Origin of the sequence: Chryseobacterium sp. NFX27 (assembly GCF_049887855.1) — a bacterium.
Taxonomy (GTDB): Bacteria; Bacteroidota; Bacteroidia; order Flavobacteriales; family Weeksellaceae; genus Chryseobacterium.
Genome location: NZ_JAGEKK010000007.1, coordinates 191,100 through 214,614, shown reverse-complemented (window position 1 = coordinate 214,614; position 23,515 = coordinate 191,100). Strand labels below are relative to the sequence as shown.

Sequence of the window (23,515 nt, the reverse complement as noted above, 5' to 3'; positions counted from 1 at the left end):
TGTGAAGTTCTCTAAGGTTTGGAATATTTAAAAGAGTTGTCTTGCATAAAAATAATTAATGTGGCAGACTCTTTTTGGAAGAATCTGCCTTTTTTTATGTTAAAATCAAATTATGAATTCAAAAGATTTGCTACAGATTGCCAGTGAATATGGCACGCCAGTGTATGTTTACGATGCTGAATCTATTAAAACTCAATACGAGAAACTTACATCTTCTTTTTTAAAACACACGAAGTTCTTTTATGCTGCTAAGGCGTTGACCAACATCAACATCTTAAAGTATGTCAAGAATCTGGGCGCATCTTTGGATTGTGTATCAATAAATGAAGTAAAACTTGGGCTGAAAGCCGGATTCACTAAAGAAAAGATCCTTTTCACCCCCAATTGTGTAGACCTTGCCGAAATTGAAGACGCGATGAAGCTGGGCGTTCATATTAATATTGATAACATCTCTATTCTTGAGCAGTTCGGAAATAAATTCGGAAATACCTATCCAATCCTTGTAAGGATCAACCCACATATTTTTGCCGGAGGAAACTATAAAATTTCAACAGGACATATCGACAGTAAGTTCGGGATCTCTATTCACCAGGTTCGCCATATCGAAAGAGTGATGAAAAGTACCAATCTTAATGTAGAAGGTCTTCATATGCATACGGGAAGCGAGATCAAAGATCCGGATGTTTTCCTTCAGGCATTGGATATTATGCTGGAACTTTCCGAGCATTTCCCTAATCTTAAATATCTGGATATGGGAAGCGGCTTCAAAATCCCTTATCAGGACAGCGAAGAAGAAACTGATGTGAAAACCTTAGGTAAAAAAGTGGAAAAAGTATTGTCTGAATTCACAAAATCTACAGGAAGAAAGTTCGAATTATGGTTTGAGCCCGGCAAATTCTTAGTAGGAAAAAGCGGATATCTTTTGGTAAAAGCCAATGTGATCAAGCAAACGACAGCTACTGTATTTGTAGGGGTGAATTCAGGGTTTAATCACCTGATCCGCCCGATGTTCTATGACTCTTACCATAAAATTGAAAACCTTTCAAACCCAAAAGGGGCAGAAAGAATTTATACCGTAGTAGGGAATATCTGCGAAACCGATACTTTTGCCTGGGACAGAAAACTGAACGAAGTAAGAGAGGGTGATATTCTTGTTTTCCATAATGCGGGTGCATACGGTTTTGAAATGAGCTCAAATTTTAATTCAAGATTAAAACCTGCTGAAGTACTCTTCTTAGACGGAAAAGCGCACCTGATCCGTAAAAGAGATGAATTCGAAGACCTGTTAAGAAACCAGATAGAAGTGATTTAAAATCAGTAAAAAACTATATAAACTCCGCAGTAATTTGCGGATTTTTTTGTTTGAAAGAACAGAAACCAGGTATAGAAAAGAACTAAAGTTACCCTTCGATTATGGCTATTTCAATATGTTGAAATTTTAATACTGTACAGACAGAGATTTATAATTTATTAGCTAAATTTGAGTAGAGAAGGATTTTTAATACTGAAAATACCTGTCCGTATTCAGTATTCTTCCAAAACAAACACCAAAAAAGAATAATTATGGCTAAAAACATAGCAGAGCAGATAGTTGAAATGCTCGAAAATGCCAATGTGAAAAGAATTTATGCAGTAACCGGCGACAGTCTTAACCATCTTAATATTGCCGTTAAAAAAAGCAGCATCGAATGGATTCATGTAAGGCATGAAGAGGTAGGCGCATATGCGGCGGCGGCAGAAGCAGAGCTTGACGGGTTTGCCGTGTGTGCAGGAAGCTGTGGCCCGGGACACGTCCATCTGATCAACGGGGTCTATGAAGCACATAAATCACATGTTCCCATGCTTGTTATCGCTTCTACAATTCCCAGTGATGAAATGGGGATGGATTACTTTCAGGAAACCAATACCATAAAACTGTTTGATGACTGCAGTCACTACAACCAGATGATCACGAGGCCCGAACAGGTACAGAGAACACTTCAGACGGCAATTCAGCATGCTATTTCAAAAAAAGGCGTAGCTGTAATCGGGCTTCCTGGAGATGTGTCGGAACTGGAAGCCGAGGAGGGGTCTACCTCTACCCAGATATTCAGGACCAATCCTGTAGTACGGCCTTCCGATGAAGAATTAAAACATCTGGCTGCTTTGGTTAATGAAAGCAAAAAAGTAACCCTCTATTGCGGAATTGGAGCAGAAAAAGCTAGTGCTGAGGTGATAGAGCTTTCAAAATTTCTAAAAGCTCCGGTAGGCTATTCCTTCCGCGGAAAAATGGCCATTCAGCCTAATAATCCCAATGAAGTAGGTCTTACAGGACTATTGGGATTTCCATCGGCTTATCATGCAATGCACGAAGCTGATCTTGTGATTCTTCTGGGAACTGATTTTCCGTACCAAAAATTCATGCCTGTAAAAAATAAAATTGTCCAGATCGATGAAAGCCCTGAAAGGCTGGGAAGAAGAGCTAAACTGGAGTTAGGTCTGGCGGGAGATGTAAAAGAAACAATTAAAGTTTTATTCCCGTTACTGCAGGAAAAAACAGATACTCATTTCCTCAATGAACAGTTGGCATTTTATGAAAAGGTAAAAGAAGTACAGCTTACTTACGTCAAAGACTTTGGAAAAGAAAATGCTATTCAGCCTGAATATGTTGCACATACTTTAGACCGGCTGGCTAAAAAAGATGCCATTTTCACAGTGGACACAGGTATGTGCTGCGTGTGGGGAGCCCGGTTTATTACCGGAACAGGCGAAAGAAAAATGCTGGGCTCTTTCAACCACGGATCGATGGCGAATGCTATGCCGATGGCTATAGGAGCCTCTTTAGCTCACCCGGGCAGAGAAGTAATTGCCATGTGTGGAGACGGTGGAATTTCAATGCTGTTGGGAGATATGGCAACTATTTTTCAGTATAAACTTCCGGTAAAACTGATCGTTTTCAATAACAGAACCCTTGGAATGGTAAAACTGGAAATGGAAGTAGGAGGAATGCCGGATAATGAAACCGATATGATTAATCCGGATTTCGCAATGGTAGCCCAAGCCATGGGATATCCCGGAAAGAATGTTCACAAACCCGAAGAAGTAGAAGACGCCATTAAAGAATGCCTGGCCTATAACGGACCTTACCTTCTTAACATCTTTACAAATCCCAATGCACTGGCTCTTCCCCCGAAGATAGATTTGGATCAGGTCTTTGGAATGACAAAATCTATGGCTCAGCTGATGCTTGGCGGTAAAATGGAAGAAGTTCTGGAAACGGTAAAAACCAACTACAAACATATTAAAGGACTGCTGTAATGAGTGTCTCCTTAAAAAGATTTTATATAATTGCCTGGCTATTCGGACTGGTATTTTATTTCCTGGATTATGTAGTCCGCTCAGCGCCGGCCGTCATGATTCCGGAGCTGGTCAGTAATTTCAGTACAACAGAACTGAAGCTTGTCAGCCTTATCGGAACCTATTACTATACCTATTCTACCTGCAGTCTCATCGCAGGTATGGCTTTGGATAAATTTGGCGGCAAAAAGTCACTTTTTGCCGGAGCTTTAATTTTAGGGATAGGCTGTTTACTGTTTCTGGCATCTGCCTATTCTGGCGGAGTAGCCGGAAGACTGTTGCAGGGAGCAGGATGTGCGTTTGCATTTCCCGGCTGTGTTTATCTGGCAAGTAAAGGATTTTCTTCCCAATCTTTGGCGACAGCTGTTGGATTTACACAGTGTGTCGGAATGCTTGGCGGTACGGCAGGGCAGTTTATCGTGGGACCGTGGGTAGAAGAAGGGGTAAATATAAATAGCTTCTGGCTTTGGTCGGGTATTATTACAGTTATTACAGCATTCTGCCTGTTCTTGGTAATTCCCGGTGAGAAGCAATCTGAAGTGCCGTCTGGTGATGCTGCCAAGAAAGTCGGTTACCTGGAGCCATATAAAATTGTCTTTAAAAACCCCCAGTCCTGGCTCTGTGGCATTATTTCGGGATTGCTATTCGCTCCTACCACCATATTTGCAATGACGTGGGGTGTTGCATTTTTTGAAAAAGATAAAGGTTTTGTATTTCATGATGCTGCCATCACCAGTGCAATGGTTGCTTTCGGATGGGTATTCGGATGTCCGCTTTTAGGATTTATTACAGATAAAATCGGAAAAAGAAAGCCTGTCTTGATCGGCGGTGCCATCCTGATGATCTTCAGTTTTCTGCAGTTGCTGTATCTTCCGGACCTGTATCCGGCAAAAATAAGCATGTTTGTTTTCGGTCTTGGCTCCGGAGCTGCCATGATTCCGTATTCCATCATTAAAGAAGCAAATCCCGATTATGTAAAAGGAAGTGCGACCGGAGCTATTAATTTTATCACATTTGGAGTGACTACTCTGGTAAGTCCGGTATTCAGCAGATGGTTTGGGAAAAGTTTAGAAGCTTCTTCAGGAGACATGCATTTTCAGTATTCCATATTATTCTGGATTGCAGGAATTGTTCTTGCTGTCCTGATTTCATTCCTGTTAAAAGAAACCGGAAGTAAGTCTCAGATACAGACTGTAAAGGCCTAAAATTAATTTCAATAGTTTATAGAAACTTCAGGCTCTGCCTGAAGTTTTTCTTTCTTAAAAAGCGTTTAAATAAGTAACTTTGTTAAAGTATTTTAAAACTAATGAACAGGACCATGAAATTTTTTACATTATTGATAGCACTTCTTGTGGCAAATTTTACATTTGCTCAGCAGGATGTTGAAGACAGAGATGACAATCCGATTACAGAAATCAATAAAAATCTTTTAAAAATTGATATTAAGGAACCTCTTTTGCAGGTGGCGGTGAAAAACTGTAATGATTTCAAACCGGCGGCCTTTGAAGGAGGTGTAACGGTTTACAAAGAGACCCTTCAGAAATTTATGTACGATTACCTGAATTCAGATTTTTATGTGCTGAACGGTGATTTTACATTTACCCTCACCGTTGATCAGACCGGAAAAGTGACCCATATTGAGGGAACTCCTAAAGTACCCAACAGCACTTATTTTTTTGATGATATGCAATATGTGGTAAGGCGCATCAAAAAGAACTGGATTCCTGCTTCGTGCAACGGTCAGCCTGTTGCTTCACAGATCAAAATTAAAATGCATTTCTCTTCAATCGCTACAGAGTTATAAACTACTTATATGAAAAAATACCTTTTATTATTATTTTTACTATGCATTGGAGCTAAAAGCTTCTCTCAAAATACGTCCCCGGTAGAAGCTGCGCCATATACCCAGAAAGCTGAATTTCCCGGTGGTGACGAAGCTTTTAAAAAGCAGTTTATGGACATGCTCCATGCGTATGTAGATACCCAGAGCTATGCCATCAACGGAAAAGTAACCTTTGTGATCAATATAGCTCCGGATGGTAAAATGAACCGCCTTGACGTTCTTCCAAAGATTAAAAACGCTGAAATGTTTATTGATGATGTAAAATATGCTATGAAGAAAATCAAAGGAAAATGGAAGCCGGCCATGAAAGACAGCACTCCTGTTGATTCCAAAATGATTGTTAAAGTTGATTTCAGTACTAATGGGTATGATCATGATTAGAATGCTGTTTACCTTACTGGTTAATTTTCTTTGAATTTATCAGGACAGGAATACTGAATTTGATCAGGGAATTCTCGACGTAATCAAATAAGAAAGAAAAAATGGACATTAGCCAAAGAAATGAAGAGCCTGTAGAATTGTTTTTCAGGCTTCCGTTAACTTTTCCTCCTCCCAAATAATCTCCTGCCATTCTGTCACAATATTTTGTATCTTTGCAGACTAATCTGTTTGGGATTTAAAATTCATCTTCATGCTTTGAAATTTAAATGCTGAGCATTGAACTTTAAAACGATTATTGTGCAGGAAAAATATATAGACGAAACAAAACAGGGAGAAGCTTTTGCTATCGCTGAAAGACCTGAGAATTCTAAAAAGCTCTTTTTAGAAAGCTATGGCTGTCAGATGAACTTTTCTGATTCTGAAATTGTTGCATCTATTCTTAATGAGCAGGGGTACAATACCACCCTGAAAGTAGAAGAAGCAGACCTTATCCTTTTAAATACATGTTCTATCCGTGAAAAAGCGGAGCAGACTGTTAGAATGCGTCTTTCACAGTTCAAAAACCTGAAGAAAGAAAAACCAAGCATTACAGTGGGTGTTCTGGGATGCATGGCTGAAAGATTAAAGACCAAATTCTTGGAAGAAGAGCAGCTGGTAGACCTTGTGGTAGGCCCAGATGCCTATAGAGATCTTCCCAATCTTCTGAAAGAAACAGAGGACGGAAGAGATGCTATTAACGTCATTCTTTCCAAAGAAGAGACTTATGCAGATATCAACCCTGTCCGTTTAGGAGGAAATGGAGTTACAGCTTTTGTAACCATCACCAGAGGCTGCGATAATATGTGTACCTTCTGTGTAGTTCCCTTTACCAGAGGAAGGGAAAGAAGCCGCGATCCGCATTCCATCATTCAGGAATGTAAAGATCTTCTACACAACGGATACAAAGAGATCACCCTTTTAGGCCAAAATGTAGATTCTTACTTATGGTACGGAGGAGGGCCTAAAAAAGATTTCGTCAAAGCTTCCGAAATGCAGAAAGCTACGGCTGTTAATTTTGCACAGCTGCTTGATCTGGTAGCTAAAGCCGTTCCTGAAATGAGAATCCGGTTTTCCACTTCAAACCCTCAGGATATGAGTCTTGAAGTGTTCAGAATGATTGCAAAACACGATAATATCTGTAAATATGTGCATCTTCCTGTACAGAGCGGCAGCAACAATATGCTTCTTGCAATGAACAGGCAGCATACCCGTGAAGAATATTTAGATTTGATTAAAAAAGCAAAGGAAATTGTTCCTGATATTGCTTTTTCACAGGATATGATCATCGGTTTCTGTAATGAAACAGAGCAGGATCACCAGGATACCTTGAGTCTGATGAAAGAAGTGGAATACGACTACGGTTATATGTTTGCTTATTCAGAAAGACCGGGGACGCCTGCCCATAAAAAAATGGAAGACAACATTCCTGCTGATGTAAAACAAAAGCGTCTGGCTGAGGTTATTGCGCTTCAGGGAGAGCTTTCCAGAAAAAGAATGGAATCTTATGTGGGAAGACATCATCAGGTTCTGATTGAAGGGATTTCCAGAAAAAATAAAAACCAGTGGAAAGGAAGAAATTCACAGAATGCAGTCTGTGTGTTTGATATGCTTGAAGGGCAGAAAATTGGTGACATTGTGGATGTTTTTGTCTATGGCAACACACAGGGCACACTTTTAGGAAGAACAGCTGAGTAATTTTAAAGTCTTGATAAAAACGGTTTATTTCTTCGCCTTATTTTCTTTCGTGCTGATGTCCTGTCAGGCCGAGAAAAGCGTAAGTAAATATCCCGTAACAGTAGGAGATATTGAATTTGATGAAAAGCTGGATGATCCCGATTTTAAAAAATGTACTCCTGAAAAGCTGATCAGCCTTCAGTATTACCAGGGAACAAAAGGGTTTGACTATAAAGGAGAGAAGCTGGCCATTATAGAAAAACTGCAAAAAGAAAAAATATCTTCCGAAACTAAGATGAACGGCTATATTACCGTAAGATTTTTAGTAAATTGTGAAGGAAAAACAGGACTGTTCAGAGTACAGCAGATGAATGCAGATCTGAAAGAAACAGTGCAGAATAAAGAGCTGGGAGACAGGCTTCTGCGGTTTACAAAATCGCTGGACGGATGGACCCCAAAAGAGATAAAAGGTTTTAAAGCAGGCTATTATCAGTATTTAACCTATAAAATTGAAGATGGAAAAGTTTCAGAGGTATTACCTTAGCTTTTTGTTGCTTATCGTTTATACCAATACTATTGCACAGGTTAACTGTAATGCAGTAGAGGGGGAGGACTGCAAAAAAGCTTGTGAGTTATACAACTGGGCTTCGGACAGGCAGGGAAGCAGGGTATCCCAGGAAGCTTTTGATAAAGCTATTGGTCTCTGTCCCGATTTCTCCAATTCTTATATGGAAAAAGCTGTTCCATATCTTAAAAACGGAGATTTTGTAACCTGGAAAATACTCATTGATAAAGCTGTTGCTGCAGATCCTAAAATGCACTTAGGATACAGAGGCTGGTGCAAATTCCAGTTTTTGCGGGATTATAAAGGGGCAATTCAGGATTTAGAAGAATTAAAAAAATATTATCCTGACGATCTGGGAAGATCTCTAAACGGAGATTATCATTTGGAGGTGGTGAAAGCCATGTCTTACAGTGCTTTAGGGCAGAAAGAAAAAGCTGCAGGGATCATTGAAAAGGTTCTGGTGTCAAAAGGCTATTTCAAGGGAATGTATGATCACTATCAGCTTGGAGTAACTTATTTTGAGCTGGGCAGATATGAAAAAGCCTTAGAAAATTTCGAAAAACAAAGCAAAGAAAATAACTTTGCAGAGAATATATACTTTAAAAGTAAAGTTTCTAAAATAAGGAACAAAGATTATTTAGATTTAAAAAAGTTAGCATTAATGACTTATGATGAAGGAAAGACCATGAAAGATGTCTACACTCATCACTTCAACAAAATCTACAGAAAACAGATAGAAGAGCTGTAGATTATTAAATCAATAATCAAAAATTTACTTATGAGCAACGACTTACAAAACATAAAGAACCGCTTTGGAATTATCGGGAATTTCCCGGCACTGAACAGGGCTTTAGAAAAAGCAATCCAGGTGGCACCTACGGATATTTCCGTTCTGGTCATTGGGGAAAGTGGGGTCGGGAAAGAATTTATCCCGAAGATCATTCATTCCGAATCCAAAAGAAAACATCAGCCTTATATCGTCGTCAATTGTGGTGCAATTCCCGAAGGAACTATTGATTCTGAACTTTTCGGACATGAAAAGGGAGCATTTACCGGAGCTACAGCAACCAGAAAAGGATATTTTGAGGTGGCAGACGGCGGAACGATCTTCCTTGATGAGGTTGGAGAGCTTCCCCTGCAGACCCAGGTTCGTCTTTTGAGAGTGCTGGAAAGCGGTGAATTCATGAAAGTGGGTTCCTCTCAGGTTCAGAAGACCAATGTGAGAATTGTAGCGGCTACCAACGTCAATATGATGAAGGCCATTCATGATGGTAGATTCCGTGAAGACTTATTTTACCGTCTGAATACCGTGCAGATCGACATGCCTCCTTTGAGGGAAAGAAAAGGGGATATTCACTTACTGTTCAGAAAATTCTCTATAGATTTTGCAGAAAAATACAGAATGCCGGAACTGGAGCTGGAGCCCAGTGCCGTTCATTATATTGAAAACTATAGTTTCCCGGGGAATATCCGACAGCTGAGAAACCTGGTAGAGCAGATGACAGTAGTGGAAAGGAACCGGGAGGTAACTGTTGAAAAGCTTGCTGAATATATTCCTATGGAAACGCATCTTCCGATGGTTGTGAATAATCAGAATGCTCAAAAGCAGAATGATTTCGGAAGCGAAAGAGAAATTATGTATAAAATTCTCTTTGATATGAGAAGTGATATCAACGACTTGAAATCCCTGACTTCAGAACTGATCAAAAACAGAGGAACCGCTGATCTCAGCAATCAGGAGAAAAACCTGATCAACAGAATTTATTCTGCAGAGCAGACACAGCCGGTCAGTCAGAATTCACTGCTGTATTTCGAGGACAAATCACCGGGAGTGCAGTCTGCACCTACCATTATTTCAAATGCTGATGACAGCTATGAAGATATTGAAGATATAGAAATAGAAGAAAACAGACCGGAATCTTTATCTCTCCAGAATAATGAAAAAGACTTGATCATCAAAGCATTAGAGAAGCATAAAGGACGCAGGAACCGGGCTGCGGACGAGCTTGGTATTTCACAGAGAACTTTATACAGAAAAATAAAACAATATAACTTAGAAGACTAAAAAAAGAGGATGAAAAATTTAGAATTACTTGGCACAAAAGAATATAATTTCAATATAGGGAAGTATCTGTCTCAGGGGACCGAACTTTTCAAAAAAGATATCGGTGGATTTATCGTTGCAACAATACTTGTATTTGTAATGAGTTTTATCCCTTTTTGCGGTATTCTGGGGTTAGGTAATTTTTATAAAATCTGCAAAAAGGTAGATGAAGGGGAAAAAGTTTCTGCAGGAGATATTTTCGACTTTACAGATTTTGTCATGTATCTGAAAGTGTTTCTGCTTATTTTTGCGGTCGTGCTTGTTGCGATGATTCCGGTACAGCTCTCACTGATTCCTGTTATTCTTGCAGCCAGAGCTACAGAAGGTTCCGTATCGGGAGCCGGTAATGCTTTATTTGCTGGCGGAATGGGACTTTGGGTAATACTGATCCTGATCCTGATCTGTGTTATTTCGGTATCTATGTTTTTTGTGCAGCCCCTGATTTCGCTGTACAGAATGACAAGTGTAAGAGAAGCGTTTATGCTCTCCTGGAAAATTGCCAGAAGAAACTTCTTCCAGATCTTTTTATTCTCCATAGTAGTGGGAATCATTTCCCAGCTTGGAATTATAGCATGCGGAATAGGAATACTGTTTTCCATACCTTTGGGAATCTGCATGAAGTATGCGGCCTATAAAGATGTATTAGAGTCAGTAAATGAAAAAACGGTATGAGTAAATTAAAAATAATATTTGGGTTCGTAATTCTTTCGCTGTTTCAGCAGTGTTACTCTTTTACAGGATCTTCATTGACGGATGAAAAAACGGTCCAGATCAATGAGTTTCCTAATAATGCAGCGCTTGTGAATCCTACGCTTTCCCAGCAGTTTTCTACAGATATCCAAAACAGGTTTCTGCAGAGAACCACATTAAAAGGGACAAAATCAAATCCTGATATTCTGATAGAAGGTGAAATTTCAGATTACAATTTTTCCCCTACTACCATCAGCTCCAATACCCTGACGAACCCTTCGGGTGGTGTCGTACAGCAGGCACAGAGCAAGCTGACCATCAGTGTAAAAGTGCATTATGAAAATAAAATACATCCGGATTCCAGTTTCGACAGAACTTATTCGGATGAAGTGGTTTACAACAGCGACCTGAGCCAGAGTCAGATAGAAACTTCCCAGGTGAAGCTTGTAACAGACAGAATTATTAATAAGATATTTAACGATATTGTAGCCAATTGGTAAGATGAATCCCAGAGTTTTAGAATTATTAAAGAGTCCCAAAAATATACAGTCAGAAGATCTAGGTCTTTTGAAAGAAGAAATTCATGCTTTTCCTTATGTACAGAACATCAGGGCGCTTCATTTGTTTGGGGTACATCTTTATGATAAAGAAAACTATCAGAAAGAACTTTCCACAACAGCCGCCTATACCACAGATAAAAAGCTTCTTTATCAGTTGATCAACGGTAAAATCCAGCGTGAACCCAAGCCGGAAATTGCAGAAGACAAACAAGCTTCCAAAACACTGGAAAAGCCGGTAAAATATTCTTATAAAGAGAAAACATTCCCGATAAAAAGAGAAGATACTTCTGAAAAGAAGGAAAACAAATATGAAGAGGCAGCAGGTATGATACAGCCTGCAAAGGAAATTAAACATATTCATGTCAATGGAGAAAGAAACAGGATTCTATTTGAAGGAGAAGAAAACTTCCTTGACGAGGTTCATTCTGAAACAATAGATCTTGAATCAACGCTGGAGTCAGGCGTAATAGTTACCCAAAGGACAGAACAGCTTACAAAAAATCTTAACGAAGAGACTGTACCCGAACCTGCCCCGGATAAAAGCGGACAGTCTGAGGACTCAGAAGCCGGAGAAGCGTTCACTCCTGAATTGATTGTTGACGAAAATAAAATTGACAGCCCGACGGAAGAGCTGAAAATAAATAAAGATGAAGAGTTGAGCTTCCATGAAGTAAAAACTCTCACTCCGGAAACAGAACCAGCTGAAAAGGCAGAGGAAAATGAGATTATTGAAGAGTCAGTGACTGCTGAAACAGTTACGGACCCGGAAATTGCTGATGAAGATGCCCATATAAATGAGCCTCATGCTGAGATCAGTTTCCACGGGATGGATGAATTCTTGCCCGATGTTAAAATTCAGGGAAATGCTGATAATGAATCTGTTGCTGCTGAAATTTCTAAGCCAAATGTGAATAAACATGAGGAAGAGATGAGACGTCTCATTGAAGAAGTGGAAAAAAAGATGAAAGAAGCACAGCCCGAAATAAAGGTTGAAAATGAAGAGAAGGAAACTGCCCATCATGAGATCAGTTTTGCCGAAACACAGAGTTTTCACTTCTGGTCCACTGAAAAAGAAGAACCAAAAACTGAAGAACCTGTAAAGGAGACAGTAGAAAATGCGGTAGAACAGCCGGTTCAGCACGAAGAACCTGTAGTAGAAATTCAGGAGAAAGAAGAAGAACAGGAAACAGCTGTACAGGAAGCTTCTGCATGGAAACCTATGAGCCTGGAACTTAGTCTGCCCGATTCTATGATCAGCACTTCCAATACGGTTCCTGCAGCTAAGACGGAAGTGGCCAAGCAGGAAGAAATTCCGGCGATAGAAGAGAAAATAATTACTCAAACAGTTGAAGAAGAACCTCAAAAAGAACCTCAAACATCCTTAGAGGAAAAGCCATCTGTTATTGAAGAAAAAACACCTGAAATTGTAGAAGAAAAAGATAATGAAATTGAAAATTCAGAAGAAGTGACAAAAATGCCGAAAGAAGAAGTACCAGTTATGAATGTATCTTTCTTTGGTACCGATATTTCAAGCCTGGCAGTAGAAAGAGCAGCAAAACAGGAACCTGTTCAGGACAAAGAAGAAGTCACTGGAAAAGCATCAGCTGACAGTAATGTACCCGGATTTATCAATACGTGGCAGAGCTGGCTTAAGATTGGCAGAGCAGAAGAAGTTGTTGAAAAAGAAGAACCGCCAGTCCAGGAAAAAGTTATCGAAGCCTTCATTGAAAATAATCCCAGAATAAGTCAGTTAAGAGACGAAAGCACTTATGTTGTCAAAGAAAAGAATGACGATATTTCCCATCTGATGACAGAAACGCTTGCCAATCTCTATTTCGAACAGAAACTCTATACCAAAGCAATCAAAGCATTTGAAATTCTGATTAATAAAAACCCTGAAAAAAAGGACTATTTCCAGTCTAAGATCAAGGAAATAAAAGATTTCAGAAGTAAAAGCTAAACAGGCTTAAAATATATTGAAAAGGCTGATCACAGAAGTGTTCAGCCTTAATTTTTATATAGTATCGGTAGTATTTTTACTGCCACGCAGTTTCCGCCATGCTTTCCGTCCGAAGATGATAACCAGAATAAGCAGAATGATTGCAAAAACAGCGGCGATAACCGGTGCAGCCATCGCCAGTATAGACATGATTCCCGCTCCTGCGGTTTCAGTAGTTCCCACTACAGAATTTCCCAGGCCACCCGTTGTTGCTGTAGAAGCTGCCCGGATTCCTGCGAAACCTGAACTGATGGTCGCAGCTGTTCCGCCTCCCGCAATTAATGCAAGTGCCCACTGCGGAAAAGTGCCAAGATCAGCAAACTGGCTGGCAAATAGAACAGAGCCTGCCACAGTAGCCAGAGGAACCGAGACCGTATCCAGCAGATGATCTACAAATGGGATATAATACGTTAAAATTTCAGCAATTGTTGCAATTCCGGTAGTAATGAGTGCCGGAAGCCCTGAAAGCCATTCAAAATGCTCATTCATAGGGATCCAGTGGAAATAAGAGGCAAGACTTACCGCAAACATCGGCAGGAAAACTCTAAAGCCTGTAGCAGCGGCCAATCCTATACCAATAAAAGCGCTGATTATGTAGGGAAAATAGGGAACTTGATCTAACATTTTAATTTTCAGATTTATTGTTTCCCCTAAAATTACAAAAACTATGCAAGATTTTGTGAAAATTTAATTCCAATTGATTTTATAAGAAGCAGGATTCCCACAGATTTCTCTGATCATACGGAAATTTGTAGGTATAAAATAAAAGTAAATTAATAAATGGGCGGACGTTGTTTTTAATGTTTCTTATTTCGAAAATCTTTGTAAAAAAGAAAATCTTAGTTTGTAACCATTGCCCGTCTCATTGGTAAACTGCTACATTGTTTCATTGTTACGTTATTAAGATTTTTTCTGCATCTGGCAAAGTTTAATGAACTGTTCTTCCACCTCCTGAAACTTGGCGGGCATTTCGGGGGAAGCCCAGAACATCATGGCTAGTGTTTTTTCTCCAAAGGCTTCTTTAAACATATCCTTATTCAGGCGATAGCATTCCCTTAAAAGCCTTTTTACCCGGTTTCTGTATACAGCCTTTTTGAAATATTTTTTAGAAACAGACACGCCGAACTTATGGCTTTCCACTTCCAGGTTGGGTTTGTCCTTCAGAATGATGATCCTCAGATTTCCGCAGCTCCTCCATTTACCTTTGTCAAAAAGTAAAGCAATCTCAGTATTTTTTTTGAGTTTCTCTTCTCTGGAGTATTTGAAGTTCTGCATTAATCTTGTTTCACTAAATAATTAATCACTTCGGCTGCTGCATACAGTCCGAAGATGGCCGGAATATAGCTGATCGTGCCATAGAAAGACCTTTTATAGTTGGCTCCGTCCGTCATTTTCAAACTTTCTTCCTGCTGAAGCTCATTCGAGAATACACATCTGAAACCCTTATTGATCTTTTCTTTTTTAAGCCTTTTTCTGATCTGTCTGGCAAGAAAACAGTTCTGCGTTTTGCTGATATCCCTTACCATTACTTTGCTGGGGTCTGTTTTTCCGCCGGCACCCATAGAGCTGATCAGTTTTATTTTTCTTCTTTTGGCTGCTTTAATTAAACATAGTTTTGGAGTGACACTGTCGATGCAGTCCAGGATATAATCAAATTTACTGGAATCAATCACTTCGTCCATTCTTTCCGGATTGAGGAATTCATTGATCTTGACTAAATTAATTTTCGGGTTGATGTCAAGAAGCCTTTCAGCAACCACCTCCACTTTGTGTTTTCCCACTGTGGAATGCAGTGCGGGAAGCTGTCTGTTGACGTTGGTGATGTCTACCGTATCACCGTCTACAATGGTCATATTTCCTACGCCTGCTCTGGCTAAAAATTCTGCAGCAAAAGAACCTACACCTCCTAAGCCTATTACCAGTAAATTTGCTTTGTTAAGTTTCTCCAGTCCTTCTTCTTTGATCAGGAGCTCCGTTCTCTCCAGCCAATACTTATCCATTCTTTATCGTGTCTAAATTTTCTAAAATATGTTCATTCAGTTTATCCAAAGAAATACCCTTTAACTCCGAAACTTTTGAATATAATTCCTCTATGTTAAAATATTCATTATCAGTTTCTAAAAACAGTCTGTCTAAGGGAGTGTTCTTTACAATATCCTGCAAAGATAGATGATACAAAACAGCTTTTCCAAAACTCAAATAAAAATTATTTTTCAGGAGGTCTTCTGCTATCCGCTGTTTTTTATTGAAACCGTGAATAATAACCGCCTGTTCTGCCTTTTTCTTAAAAGAAATGACCTCATAAAACTTTCTTACACAGTGAATGATCAGAGGTTTTTTTACCTCATTGGAAATTATGATCTGTCTCTGGAAAACCTGCTCCTGGATATTCTGAGGAATCGCAACAATGGAATCCAGTCCGCATTCGCCAATGGCCAGGCAGCTTTCTGAAATATTTGATTCCAGCCAGATGAACTGTTCTTCAATAGAGCCCACAACAATATCTTTAGGATGTATGCCTATAGAATAAGGTGAGTCCGGAGGAGCTGCTCCGAAGTCTGTATTATAAATTCCATACAGGCTATTTTCCTTATGATGGTGAAAATCAAAAAAATCCATTCACAAAAGTACAACTATCCAGAATTAATTTAAAATTATTAAACGAACGTTTATAATTTTGTTAAAAATTTCTTAACTTTACTCAAAGTGCACTTCATGAGAAAAAAATTTACAGAAAAACAGATTCATATTTTGGACATTGCAGAAGAGCTTATTGCCAAAAAGGGATATGAGGGAACCTCTGTAAGGGATATCTGTTCCAAGGCCAACATTAATGTGGCCATGATTTCCTATTACTTCGGGTCCAAAGAAAAAATGATGTCCTATCTCTATCAGTACCGCGTACTGAAAACCAGGGAGAACTTTTCCGAATTTGCAGATACCATTAAGGATGGTAAGCCGGAAATGCAGCTCAGGGAGATTATCAAATACATTGTTTCCCAACTATTCAAATACAATTATTTCCACGGATTTGTAACGCAGGAGCTCAGACATACCGAAAACTTAAAAGATGAGCTGCTGGATTTTTACCAGCTGTTTGTAAAGAAGCTGGACGATGTTATCAAAAAAGGAGTTGCGTCCGGAGTATTTACTTTCACCCCAAAGCCCGAAGATATCCTTACCATGATCATAGGTTCTACATTATTCGTCATTAGAAATAAAAATTTCTATGAGCTGTATGTACCCAGTAAAAATGAAGAAGCTTATACTAAAGAAGCAGAGAAAAAGGTAAGAATGAATCTTTTAGTCAGTGTTTTTGCTATTTTGGGGTACGCTGCAGACTAAATTTACGTTAAATATTCATAAAAAAAAATCTATTGACAAAAAAGTTATATTTTTGCAAATTAGTAAATCGGCTGTATCATCCGAAAACTGTTGAATTTTTTATATGAAAAAATATATTTTAGGTCTTTTTGTAGTGGCGGTTATTTCCTCATGCGTAAGCCAGCAGGAAAAAGCAATGAAGAGTGCTGACAAGAATTTTATCTTAAAGGCAGCTAATGATAATTTTGCCAAAAAGAAGTGGAAAAATGCATTGGCTCTATATGACAGGCTTACTAACCTTGTTGCAGGAACAGATGATTTTCCTAATGTAGGTTTTAATACTGCTTATGCGAACTATTATGACAAAAACTATAAACTGGCAGGACATCAGTTTAAAAACTTTGCGGTAAACTTTCCTAAAGACCCAAGAGCAGAAGAAGCGGCTTATATGTCTGCATTATGCTACTACGAGGGCTCTATGGATTATAACCTGGACCAGTCAACCACAGAAACAGCGATTAATGAGCTTCAGGATTTCCTGACCAATTATCCAAATTCTGAAAGATCTAAAAATATCAGTCAGCTGATTGATGAACTGTCTTATAAATTAGAATTTAAAGCATATGAAAATGCCAGACAGTACTTCAAAATGGGAGAGTATAAAGCGGCTAACGTAGCTTTTGAAAACGTATTGGAGGATTTCCCAAGTACGAAACTTCGTTCGAAGATCTATGATTATATCATGAAATCACGCTATGAGCTGGCTTTAAAGTCTGTTTATGACCTTAAAGACGAGCGTATAGAAAGTGCTCTGGCCTATACAAGGCTGGTAGAAAAGGAACTTCCGAATACGGAATATTCTAAAACAGCAACAGAGCTTAGAGCGAAACTGACGAAAGAAAAAGAAAACTTTGCTGTCGTTAAAAAACAGACCGAGGCAAGAATTGCGACATTAACGGCAAGACAGAAAAAGGAGGCTGATAAGATGGCAGAAAAAGGTAAAGCTGAGCAGCAGATCAAGGATCAGATCAATAATGAAAAGAAGGCAATGCAGATCCAGAGGGACAGTGCGGCACTTCAGACCCCTCCGCCGGCGGCCACTTTCAAAATCCAAAGATAATTCGTAAATTTGCCACCTTATTAATAAAATAATTTTCTCAAAATGAGTGTAAAAGATACAAAAGCAGAAGTAAATACTATTACTTACGATAAAGACAAGATTGAAGATAAAGTAGGTTCAATCTATGAAGCTATTGTTATCATGGGAAAGAGAGCAGAGCAGATCAACGCGGAGATCCGTACGGAGCTTCACAATAAACTGGACGAATTTGCTGTGCACAATTCTACATTGGAAGAAGTTTTCGAAAACAGAGAGCAGATCGAAATCTCTAAACATTACGAAAAACTTCCTAAGCCTACTTCTATTGCTATCGAAGAATGGCTGAATGAAGATATCTATTTCAGAAAGACAGAAGACAGAAAATAATTATTTGTGTTTTTTATATATGAAGGTCATAAAGGAATTCAGTTCTTTTATGACCTTTGTCTGTTTGTACCCGGCTTTGTGCGAAAAAATAAGTAATTTAGTATTTCAAAAATTAAAACTAAATGAGTGTTTCCGGTAAAAAGATACTTATCGCTGTTTCTGGAGGAATTGCGGCTTATAAAATTCATTTCCTGATCAGGGATTTTGTTAAAAAAGAAGCCGAAGTTCAGGTGATTATGACACCCGATGCAGAGCAGTTTGTAACGAAATTAAGTCTTTCAACCCTTTCCAAAAAACCTGTGTATTCAGATTTTTATGGTGATAACGGTACCTGGAACAGCCACGTAGAAATGGCTCTTTGGGCAGATGTAATGATCGTGGCACCATGTACGGCCAATACCCTGGCCAAGATGGTTCATGGCATGTGTGACAATCTTGTGATTGCTACCTATATGTCTGCAAAATGTCCCGTATTTATAGCTCCGGCCATGGATCTTGATATGTATGCACATCCTTCCACCAGACAGAATATTGAACTGGCAGAAGATTACGGCCATATCATCATTCCTGCTGAAACCGGTGAATTGGCCAGCGGACTGGTAGGGCAGGGAAGAATGGCAGAACCTGAGACCATTTTTAAAACTGTAGATAATTTCTTTACTTCAGGAAATCAAATCAAAAGCTTAGAAGGGAAAACAGTGCTGATCACAGCCGGACCTACCTATGAAGCTATCGATCCCGTAAGGTTTATCGGTAACCATTCCTCAGGCAAAATGGGTTTTTCCCTTGCTGAAGAAGCCTCAAAAAGAGGGGCAAAAGTTATTTTGATATCAGGACCTAGCTCACAGAAGACAGACGATAGAAATATTCAGCTTCATAAAGTAACCTCTGCCAAAGAAATGCTGAATAAAGTTTTTGAATTTTATGATGCCGTGGATATTGGTATTGCAAGCGCTGCAGTGGCAGACTATGCTCCAAAAGAAGTGGCAAAGGAAAAAATTAAAAAGAATGATGATAATTTAACCATTGAACTGGTTAAAAATCCTGATATTCTTAAAACAATGGGCGAAAAGAAAACCCATCAGTTTTTGGTAGGTTTTGCGCTGGAAACCCAGAATGAAGAAGAAAATGCCAAAGGAAAACTGGAAAAGAAAAACCTTGATATGATTGTGCTGAACTCCCTCCGTGACGAAGGAGCCGGCTTTAAGAATGACACTAATAAAATCAAGATTTTTACCAAAACCGGAAAAAAAGAATTTGATCTCAAATCTAAAGACGAAGTAGCTGCAGATATTCTGGATTTTGTTGAGGCCCAACTTTTAAAATAATTTTAATAAATTTCCGTTCTCAATTTTTAATAGATAATGAAAAAAATCATAAGCCTGTTTTTGCTGCTTTTTATATATAATCTGAGTTTTTCCCAGGAACTGCTTGCAACCGTACAGATCAACTCCCAGCAGCTGGGAGGAAGTAACCAGCAGGCCTATAAAGCTCTGGAGAAAAGTCTCAGAGACTTTATCAATAATACCAGCTGGACGGGGAAAAAATTTCAGAATTTCGAAAAGGTAAAATGTAATTTTGCTGTCGTAATTGCAGAGAGAGACGGGAACAGATTCAAAGGAAGCATTGTAATCCAGGCTGTTCGTCCGGTATACAACACCAGCTACGAATCACCCTTAGTCAATCTTCAGGATCAGAGATTTGCATTTGAATATGTGGAAAATGAAAACCTCGTATTCAATGAAAGACAGTTTTCAGGAAAAAATCTCATTGATGTGATCAGCTTTTATGTGTATGTTATTTTAGGCTATGATGCAGACAGCTTCCAGTCTATGGGCGGAACACCGTGGTTTGCAAAAGCTCAGCAGATCGCCCAGAATTCCCAGAACAGAAATTATGAAGGTTGGAATGTCATCAATGAACCCCGAAGCCGTACCATCCTGATCAATGAGATCATCAATCCGAACTGGAGCCAGCTGCGCTCCACGATGTACACATATCACAGAGCAGGTTTGGATAATTTATTCAACCAGGATCAGACTGCCGCAAAAAAAGTGATTTTTGATGCTCTGCTGCAGCTGAAAAGATATGAAAACTCTTTCCAGCAGTCCTATTATTTCAATCTGTTTCTGGATAACAAAAGTGATGAGATCTTTAATGTTTTCAATTCCGGAAACAACGGAGGGATTGTCATGAACGACCTTAAACAGCTGATGATGACCCTTTCTCCAAAAAATTCGGAGAACAAATGGAACAAATGGAAATAAAGATCCTTTGTTTCAAGTTATGAATACTTAATTCTATACTCTATATTTGCATTACCTAAAGTAATCAGCTATTATCCATGCTTTCGAGAATTTACATTAAAAACTTTGCTTTGATTGATACTCTTGAAGTATCATTGAATAACGGTCTGCAGGTAATCACCGGGGAAACCGGAGCGGGTAAATCTATTATTTTAGGAGCTCTGAGGCTGATCCTGGGCGAAAGGGCTGAGGCTAAGTCTATCTCTAAATCAGAAGAAAAAAGCATTGTAGAAACTGAATTTGATTTGAATAATCAGTTCAAAAAATTCTTTATTGAAAATGATCTTGATTATGAGCATCAGACCATCATCAGACGGGAAATTCTTCCTTCCGGAAAATCCAGGGCATTCATCAATGATGTACCGGTAACTCTTGATGTGCTTAAAGAATTATCTTCAAAACTGATTGATATCCACTCACAGTTTGAAACCTCTAACCTTTTTACTTCAGAATACCAGTTTAAAATTATTGACGGACTTTCTGAAAATAAAAAAACTATTGAAGATTATCAGAATGAATTTTCTGACTTTCAAAGTTTAAAAATACAGCTTAAAAAATTTCAGACCCAGCTTTCTGAAAACAGAAAAGAAAGCGATTATAAAGAGTTTCTCTTAAACGAACTGGAGGAACTGAAACTGGATGATGTAGATTATGAAGATCTGCAGAACCAGCTTTCCATCCAGGAAAATGCCGAAATGATCTCTGAAAACCTGGTACAGATCCTCTCAAGATTCCACCAGGAAGAAGTTGGCATTCTTTCTTTCTTTAACGAAGCTAAAAACAAACTGTCAAGGATTTCCGAAGTTTCAAACAGCTTTTCAGAACTTGATAAAAGACTGGAAACCTCTTTTTTAGAACTGAAAGATATTATTTCCGAGCTTGAAAATGAATCGGAAAGAATAGAGATCAATCCTGCCAGTCTTGCGATCCTTGTAGAGCTTAATAATAAAATCAATGCCCAGTTTCTAAAGCATAACGTTTCTGATATCAGTGAATTGAAAGAGCTCAGAGACCAGCTGGCTGGAGAACAGAAAGGTGCTTCAGAAATTGAAGATTATATTGCAGAACTCGAAGAAAATATTTCCAAAAAAGAAAAAACACTTCAGTCTCTTGCAGAAAGACTTTCAAAAAACAGAAAAAAGTCGATTCCTGTCTTTATCAAAAAAGCAGAAGGCCTTCTTAAAAAATTAGGTCTTGAAAAAGCCAGAGTTGATATTGAACTTCAGGATACATCAGAGTTTAACGCATTCGGAAAAGAAAATATACAGTTGCTGTTTCAGGCCAACTCTGGCTTTCCTTTAAAGCCAATCCAGACGGCTATTTCCGGCGGTGAAAGATCAAGGGTAATGCTTGCGGTGAAGAAGATCATTGCCGAGAGTGATGAGCTTCCAACCCTTATTCTGGATGAAATAGATACCGGAGTTTCCGGGAAAGTGGCAGAAGAGATTGGAAACCTGATGCGGGAGATGTCTGCCGATATGCAGCTTATTGTTATTTCCCACCTTGCACAGGTTGCGGCAAAAGGAAATAATAACTATAAAGTGGTCAAACGTGATATTTCCGGTAAAACACAGTCTACCATCATTCCTCTGAACGACGATGAAAAACTGAATGAGATTGCCCAGCTGCTTTCCGGGAGCAAAATTACCGAAGCCGCGCTGGCACAGGCCAAAGAGCTTATTGGCTAAAAAAACTGTAACATATTTTACATTATACAGACTAATGTATAAAACTAAAATATGTTTCTAAAGTTCCTAAGGCTCGAAATCAAGAGCTTTTTCCGTGGTACTTCTGTAGGTGTGAACCTGGCCATGAAGATCCTCCGTTTTATAGGAATCCTCTATTTTATGGCTTGCCTGGCAGGAGGTGCTTTTGCGGTATTCTTCTATGTACGGAATGAAATGCATCAGGATCCTTTAAAAATGGTTTCAAAATTTTTAGTGGCAGCCTGGGCACTGGACCTTATTCTGAAATACATCTGGCAGGAAATGTCGACCCAGAATATCAAACCGTTTCTTACCCAGAATATTCCCAAGAATACGCTGGTTAATTATATGCTCGTAAAGACCTTTCTTTCGGCATTAAGCTGGCTGAACTCGCTGTTCTTTATCACATTTTCAATCATTGCACTGTTTAATGGATATAGTGTGACAGGTATTTTGGCCTGGTTTATCGGGATTTCCTTTTTGTTTTATCTTAATAATTTCATCAATATTCTGTTTAATGATAAGGAAACAGTCGCCATTATCATAGGACTTCTATTTGCTGCGGTTGCCGGTCTTGGATACTATAACATCGTGCCTGTGCTTTCTTACTCAGAAAGATTTGTCTACGGTTTCTACAAGAATCCTTATATGATCGTAATTCCGATTATGTTGTTTTTCAGTCTTTGGAAAATCTGCTTTAATTATGTTCGTAAAGAATTTTATTTGGATCAGGGACTTGAAGCTAAAAAACAGTTAGGGAAAACGGAAAATATTGCTTTCTTAAATAAATACGGTGTTACCGGGACCTTTATCAACAATGATATTAAAATGCTGAGGCGGAATAAAGTCACCAAAGGTATTCTGATTGGAAGTTTTTTCTTCCTTTTTTACGGATTGCTGATGTTTACGTCTACGATTTATAAAACACCTGCCATGATGATGTTTATGGGACTGTTTGTTACCGGAGGTTTTCAGTTTCTTTTCGGGCAGCGGGTTCCTGCTTTCGACAGCTCTTACTATCCGCTGATGATGACACTGAATGTTCCCTACAAAGAATATCTCAAAGCAAAATGGTGGCTGATGAACATTATGACGGCCGCTTCAATTGTCATTGCATTATTCTACGCCTATTTCGGCTGGGAGCTTTATATCACATTTTTTGCCGCAGGACTTTATAATATCGGAGTGAATTCTCAGCTTACCCTTTGGTCCGGAGCTTTTAATAAAACCCAGATCGATCTGAATTCAAAAGAAAAAAGAATAGGGCAGAAAAACAGTTTTAATCTGAAATCCATGCTCCTCCTGATTCCAAAAATGCTGCTTCCAATGGGTGTTTTTGCTCTTTCAAAATATTTCTTTGGAATCACGGCCGGAGTTGTGAGCATTGCTGCTTTTGGACTGGCAGGATTCTTCCTGAGAGAAAAAATATTCGATATCATCGTCAAACAATATAAACGCGAAAAATACAGTACGCTGGACGCATTTAAAAACAAAGACTAACT

Annotated in this window: 24 protein-coding genes; 19 read left to right on the top strand and 5 right to left on the bottom strand. The window is 38.9% G+C overall.

Going from position 1 to position 23,515, the window contains the following annotated elements:
• Window positions 1-112 precede the first annotated feature (112 nt).
• The 5 genes from lysA to J4Q03_RS10215 all read left to right on the top strand — a co-directional run bounded on the left by lysA (window position 113) and on the right by J4Q03_RS10215 (window position 5,560).
• Window positions 113-1,312: a diaminopimelate decarboxylase gene (lysA, locus tag J4Q03_RS10235; protein WP_426048084.1), complete on the top strand. Its 1,200-nt coding sequence runs from the start codon at window positions 113-115 to the stop codon at window positions 1,310-1,312.
• A 251-nt stretch (window positions 1,313-1,563) separates the two neighbouring features.
• On the top strand, window positions 1,564-3,297 hold the full coding sequence (locus tag J4Q03_RS10230; RefSeq protein ID WP_426048083.1) for a thiamine pyrophosphate-dependent enzyme: 1,734 nt from the start codon (window positions 1,564-1,566) through the stop codon (window positions 3,295-3,297).
• Window positions 3,297-4,541, top strand: a complete 1,245-nt coding sequence (locus J4Q03_RS10225) for an MFS transporter (protein WP_426048082.1) — start codon at window positions 3,297-3,299, stop codon at window positions 4,539-4,541. The genes J4Q03_RS10230 and J4Q03_RS10225 overlap by 1 nt, the downstream gene beginning before the upstream one ends.
• Window positions 4,542-4,654: 113 nt before the next feature.
• Window positions 4,655-5,140: a hypothetical protein gene (locus tag J4Q03_RS10220; RefSeq protein WP_426048081.1), complete on the top strand. Its 486-nt coding sequence runs from the start codon at window positions 4,655-4,657 to the stop codon at window positions 5,138-5,140.
• A 9-nt stretch (window positions 5,141-5,149) separates the two neighbouring features.
• Window positions 5,150-5,560 carry an energy transducer TonB gene (locus tag J4Q03_RS10215; RefSeq protein ID WP_426048080.1) on the top strand — a complete coding sequence of 137 codons (411 nt, stop codon included), beginning with the start codon at window positions 5,150-5,152 and terminating at the stop codon, window positions 5,558-5,560.
• Window positions 5,561-5,573: 13 nt separating this feature from the next.
• On the opposite strand, the gene J4Q03_RS10210 is transcribed toward J4Q03_RS10215, so the two are convergent.
• Window positions 5,574-5,750 carry a hypothetical protein gene (locus tag J4Q03_RS10210; protein WP_426048079.1) on the bottom strand — a complete coding sequence of 59 codons (177 nt, stop codon included), beginning with the start codon at window positions 5,748-5,750 and terminating at the stop codon, window positions 5,574-5,576.
• A 107-nt stretch (window positions 5,751-5,857) separates the two neighbouring features.
• On the opposite strand from J4Q03_RS10210, the gene miaB reads away from it, so the two are divergent.
• From miaB to J4Q03_RS10175, 7 genes are read left to right on the top strand one after another with little or no spacing between them, the layout of a single operon-like run.
• Entirely contained in the window at window positions 5,858-7,294 is a 1,437-nt protein-coding gene (gene miaB / locus J4Q03_RS10205) for a tRNA (N6-isopentenyl adenosine(37)-C2)-methylthiotransferase MiaB (protein WP_426048119.1), read from the top strand.
• 10 nt (window positions 7,295-7,304) lie between these two features.
• Entirely contained in the window at window positions 7,305-7,817 is a 513-nt protein-coding gene (locus tag J4Q03_RS10200) for a hypothetical protein (protein ID WP_426048078.1), read from the top strand.
• Window positions 7,789-8,586, top strand: a complete 798-nt coding sequence (locus J4Q03_RS10195) for a tetratricopeptide repeat protein (protein WP_426048077.1) — start codon at window positions 7,789-7,791, stop codon at window positions 8,584-8,586. Before J4Q03_RS10200 ends, J4Q03_RS10195 begins: the two co-directional genes overlap by 29 nt.
• Window positions 8,587-8,616: 30 nt before the next feature.
• Window positions 8,617-9,903, top strand: coding sequence for a sigma-54 interaction domain-containing protein (locus J4Q03_RS10190; protein ID WP_426048076.1), 1,287 nt, complete (start codon window positions 8,617-8,619; stop codon window positions 9,901-9,903).
• A 9-nt stretch (window positions 9,904-9,912) separates the two neighbouring features.
• The gene (locus tag J4Q03_RS10185) at window positions 9,913-10,614 is read left to right on the top strand and encodes a DUF4013 domain-containing protein (RefSeq protein WP_426048075.1); all 702 of its coding nucleotides are present in this window, start codon (window positions 9,913-9,915) and stop codon (window positions 10,612-10,614) included.
• On the top strand, window positions 10,611-11,132 hold the full coding sequence (lptE, locus tag J4Q03_RS10180; RefSeq protein ID WP_306841437.1) for an LPS assembly lipoprotein LptE: 522 nt from the start codon (window positions 10,611-10,613) through the stop codon (window positions 11,130-11,132). The genes J4Q03_RS10185 and lptE overlap by 4 nt, the downstream gene beginning before the upstream one ends.
• Before the next feature lies 1 nt (window position 11,133).
• A complete protein-coding gene (locus J4Q03_RS10175) occupies window positions 11,134-13,152 on the top strand; it encodes a hypothetical protein (protein WP_426048074.1) in 2,019 nt (672 codons plus the stop codon).
• A gap of 54 nt (window positions 13,153-13,206) precedes the next feature.
• Here J4Q03_RS10175 and J4Q03_RS10170 read toward each other — a convergent pair whose 3' ends face one another.
• The 4 genes from J4Q03_RS10170 to J4Q03_RS10155 form a co-directional block, all read right to left on the bottom strand.
• Window positions 13,207-13,815: a DUF4126 domain-containing protein gene (locus J4Q03_RS10170; protein ID WP_426048073.1), complete on the bottom strand. Its 609-nt coding sequence runs from the start codon at window positions 13,813-13,815 to the stop codon at window positions 13,207-13,209.
• 276 nt (window positions 13,816-14,091) lie between these two features.
• Window positions 14,092-14,466: a ribonuclease P protein component gene (gene rnpA, locus J4Q03_RS10165; protein ID WP_426048072.1), complete on the bottom strand. Its 375-nt coding sequence runs from the start codon at window positions 14,464-14,466 to the stop codon at window positions 14,092-14,094.
• Entirely contained in the window at window positions 14,466-15,191 is a 726-nt protein-coding gene (locus J4Q03_RS10160; RefSeq protein ID WP_426048071.1) for a tRNA threonylcarbamoyladenosine dehydratase, read from the bottom strand. Before J4Q03_RS10160 ends, rnpA begins: the two co-directional genes overlap by 1 nt.
• Window positions 15,184-15,810, bottom strand: coding sequence for a TatD family hydrolase (locus J4Q03_RS10155; RefSeq protein WP_426048070.1), 627 nt, complete (start codon window positions 15,808-15,810; stop codon window positions 15,184-15,186). Before J4Q03_RS10155 ends, J4Q03_RS10160 begins: the two co-directional genes overlap by 8 nt.
• 96 nt (window positions 15,811-15,906) lie before the next feature.
• Between J4Q03_RS10155 and J4Q03_RS10150 the strand changes: the two genes are divergently transcribed.
• The 7 genes from J4Q03_RS10150 to J4Q03_RS10120 all read left to right on the top strand — a co-directional run bounded on the left by J4Q03_RS10150 (window position 15,907) and on the right by J4Q03_RS10120 (window position 23,513).
• Window positions 15,907-16,536 carry a TetR/AcrR family transcriptional regulator gene (locus J4Q03_RS10150; RefSeq protein WP_073328854.1) on the top strand — a complete coding sequence of 210 codons (630 nt, stop codon included), beginning with the start codon at window positions 15,907-15,909 and terminating at the stop codon, window positions 16,534-16,536.
• Between the two features lie 103 nt (window positions 16,537-16,639).
• Window positions 16,640-17,635: an outer membrane protein assembly factor BamD gene (locus J4Q03_RS10145; protein WP_426048069.1), complete on the top strand. Its 996-nt coding sequence runs from the start codon at window positions 16,640-16,642 to the stop codon at window positions 17,633-17,635.
• Between the two features lie 42 nt (window positions 17,636-17,677).
• Entirely contained in the window at window positions 17,678-18,001 is a 324-nt protein-coding gene (locus tag J4Q03_RS10140) for a DNA-directed RNA polymerase subunit omega (RefSeq protein WP_027372958.1), read from the top strand.
• A gap of 122 nt (window positions 18,002-18,123) precedes the next feature.
• Window positions 18,124-19,329 carry a bifunctional phosphopantothenoylcysteine decarboxylase/phosphopantothenate--cysteine ligase CoaBC gene (gene coaBC / locus J4Q03_RS10135; protein WP_426048068.1) on the top strand — a complete coding sequence of 402 codons (1,206 nt, stop codon included), beginning with the start codon at window positions 18,124-18,126 and terminating at the stop codon, window positions 19,327-19,329.
• A 36-nt stretch (window positions 19,330-19,365) separates the two neighbouring features.
• Window positions 19,366-20,268 carry a DUF4835 family protein gene (locus J4Q03_RS10130; RefSeq protein ID WP_426048067.1) on the top strand — a complete coding sequence of 301 codons (903 nt, stop codon included), beginning with the start codon at window positions 19,366-19,368 and terminating at the stop codon, window positions 20,266-20,268.
• Between the two features lie 77 nt (window positions 20,269-20,345).
• Window positions 20,346-21,995: a DNA repair protein RecN gene (locus tag J4Q03_RS10125; RefSeq protein ID WP_426048066.1), complete on the top strand. Its 1,650-nt coding sequence runs from the start codon at window positions 20,346-20,348 to the stop codon at window positions 21,993-21,995.
• A 51-nt stretch (window positions 21,996-22,046) separates the two neighbouring features.
• Window positions 22,047-23,513 (top strand): DUF5687 family protein, encoded by a 1,467-nt coding sequence (locus J4Q03_RS10120; protein ID WP_426048065.1) that lies wholly within the window; start codon window positions 22,047-22,049, stop codon window positions 23,511-23,513.
• Window positions 23,514-23,515: the final 2 nt, after the last annotated feature.

Coding starts and splice junctions, on each gene's coding strand:
- J4Q03_RS10230 (WP_426048083.1), top strand. CDS start 1,564: ATGGCTAAAAACATAGCAGAGCAGATAGTTGAAATGCTCGAAAATGCC.
- J4Q03_RS10210 (WP_426048079.1), bottom strand. CDS start 5,750: ATGGCAGGAGATTATTTGGGAGGAGGAAAAGTTAACGGAAGCCTGAAA.
- J4Q03_RS10160 (WP_426048071.1), bottom strand. CDS start 15,191: ATGGATAAGTATTGGCTGGAGAGAACGGAGCTCCTGATCAAAGAAGAA.
- lysA (WP_426048084.1), top strand. CDS start 113: ATGAATTCAAAAGATTTGCTACAGATTGCCAGTGAATATGGCACGCCA.
- J4Q03_RS10185 (WP_426048075.1), top strand. CDS start 9,913: ATGAAAAATTTAGAATTACTTGGCACAAAAGAATATAATTTCAATATA.
- J4Q03_RS10140 (WP_027372958.1), top strand. CDS start 17,678: ATGAGTGTAAAAGATACAAAAGCAGAAGTAAATACTATTACTTACGAT.
- lptE (WP_306841437.1), top strand. CDS start 10,611: ATGAGTAAATTAAAAATAATATTTGGGTTCGTAATTCTTTCGCTGTTT.
- J4Q03_RS10155 (WP_426048070.1), bottom strand. CDS start 15,810: ATGGATTTTTTTGATTTTCACCATCATAAGGAAAATAGCCTGTATGGA.
- J4Q03_RS10215 (WP_426048080.1), top strand. CDS start 5,150: ATGAAAAAATACCTTTTATTATTATTTTTACTATGCATTGGAGCTAAA.
- J4Q03_RS10150 (WP_073328854.1), top strand. CDS start 15,907: ATGAGAAAAAAATTTACAGAAAAACAGATTCATATTTTGGACATTGCA.
- J4Q03_RS10130 (WP_426048067.1), top strand. CDS start 19,366: ATGAAAAAAATCATAAGCCTGTTTTTGCTGCTTTTTATATATAATCTG.
- rnpA (WP_426048072.1), bottom strand. CDS start 14,466: ATGCAGAACTTCAAATACTCCAGAGAAGAGAAACTCAAAAAAAATACT.
- coaBC (WP_426048068.1), top strand. CDS start 18,124: ATGAGTGTTTCCGGTAAAAAGATACTTATCGCTGTTTCTGGAGGAATT.
- J4Q03_RS10125 (WP_426048066.1), top strand. CDS start 20,346: ATGCTTTCGAGAATTTACATTAAAAACTTTGCTTTGATTGATACTCTT.
- J4Q03_RS10175 (WP_426048074.1), top strand. CDS start 11,134: ATGAATCCCAGAGTTTTAGAATTATTAAAGAGTCCCAAAAATATACAG.
- J4Q03_RS10120 (WP_426048065.1), top strand. CDS start 22,047: ATGTTTCTAAAGTTCCTAAGGCTCGAAATCAAGAGCTTTTTCCGTGGT.
- J4Q03_RS10170 (WP_426048073.1), bottom strand. CDS start 13,815: ATGTTAGATCAAGTTCCCTATTTTCCCTACATAATCAGCGCTTTTATT.
- J4Q03_RS10195 (WP_426048077.1), top strand. CDS start 7,789: ATGGAAAAGTTTCAGAGGTATTACCTTAGCTTTTTGTTGCTTATCGTT.
- J4Q03_RS10190 (WP_426048076.1), top strand. CDS start 8,617: ATGAGCAACGACTTACAAAACATAAAGAACCGCTTTGGAATTATCGGG.
- J4Q03_RS10220 (WP_426048081.1), top strand. CDS start 4,655: ATGAAATTTTTTACATTATTGATAGCACTTCTTGTGGCAAATTTTACA.
- J4Q03_RS10225 (WP_426048082.1), top strand. CDS start 3,297: ATGAGTGTCTCCTTAAAAAGATTTTATATAATTGCCTGGCTATTCGGA.
- J4Q03_RS10145 (WP_426048069.1), top strand. CDS start 16,640: ATGAAAAAATATATTTTAGGTCTTTTTGTAGTGGCGGTTATTTCCTCA.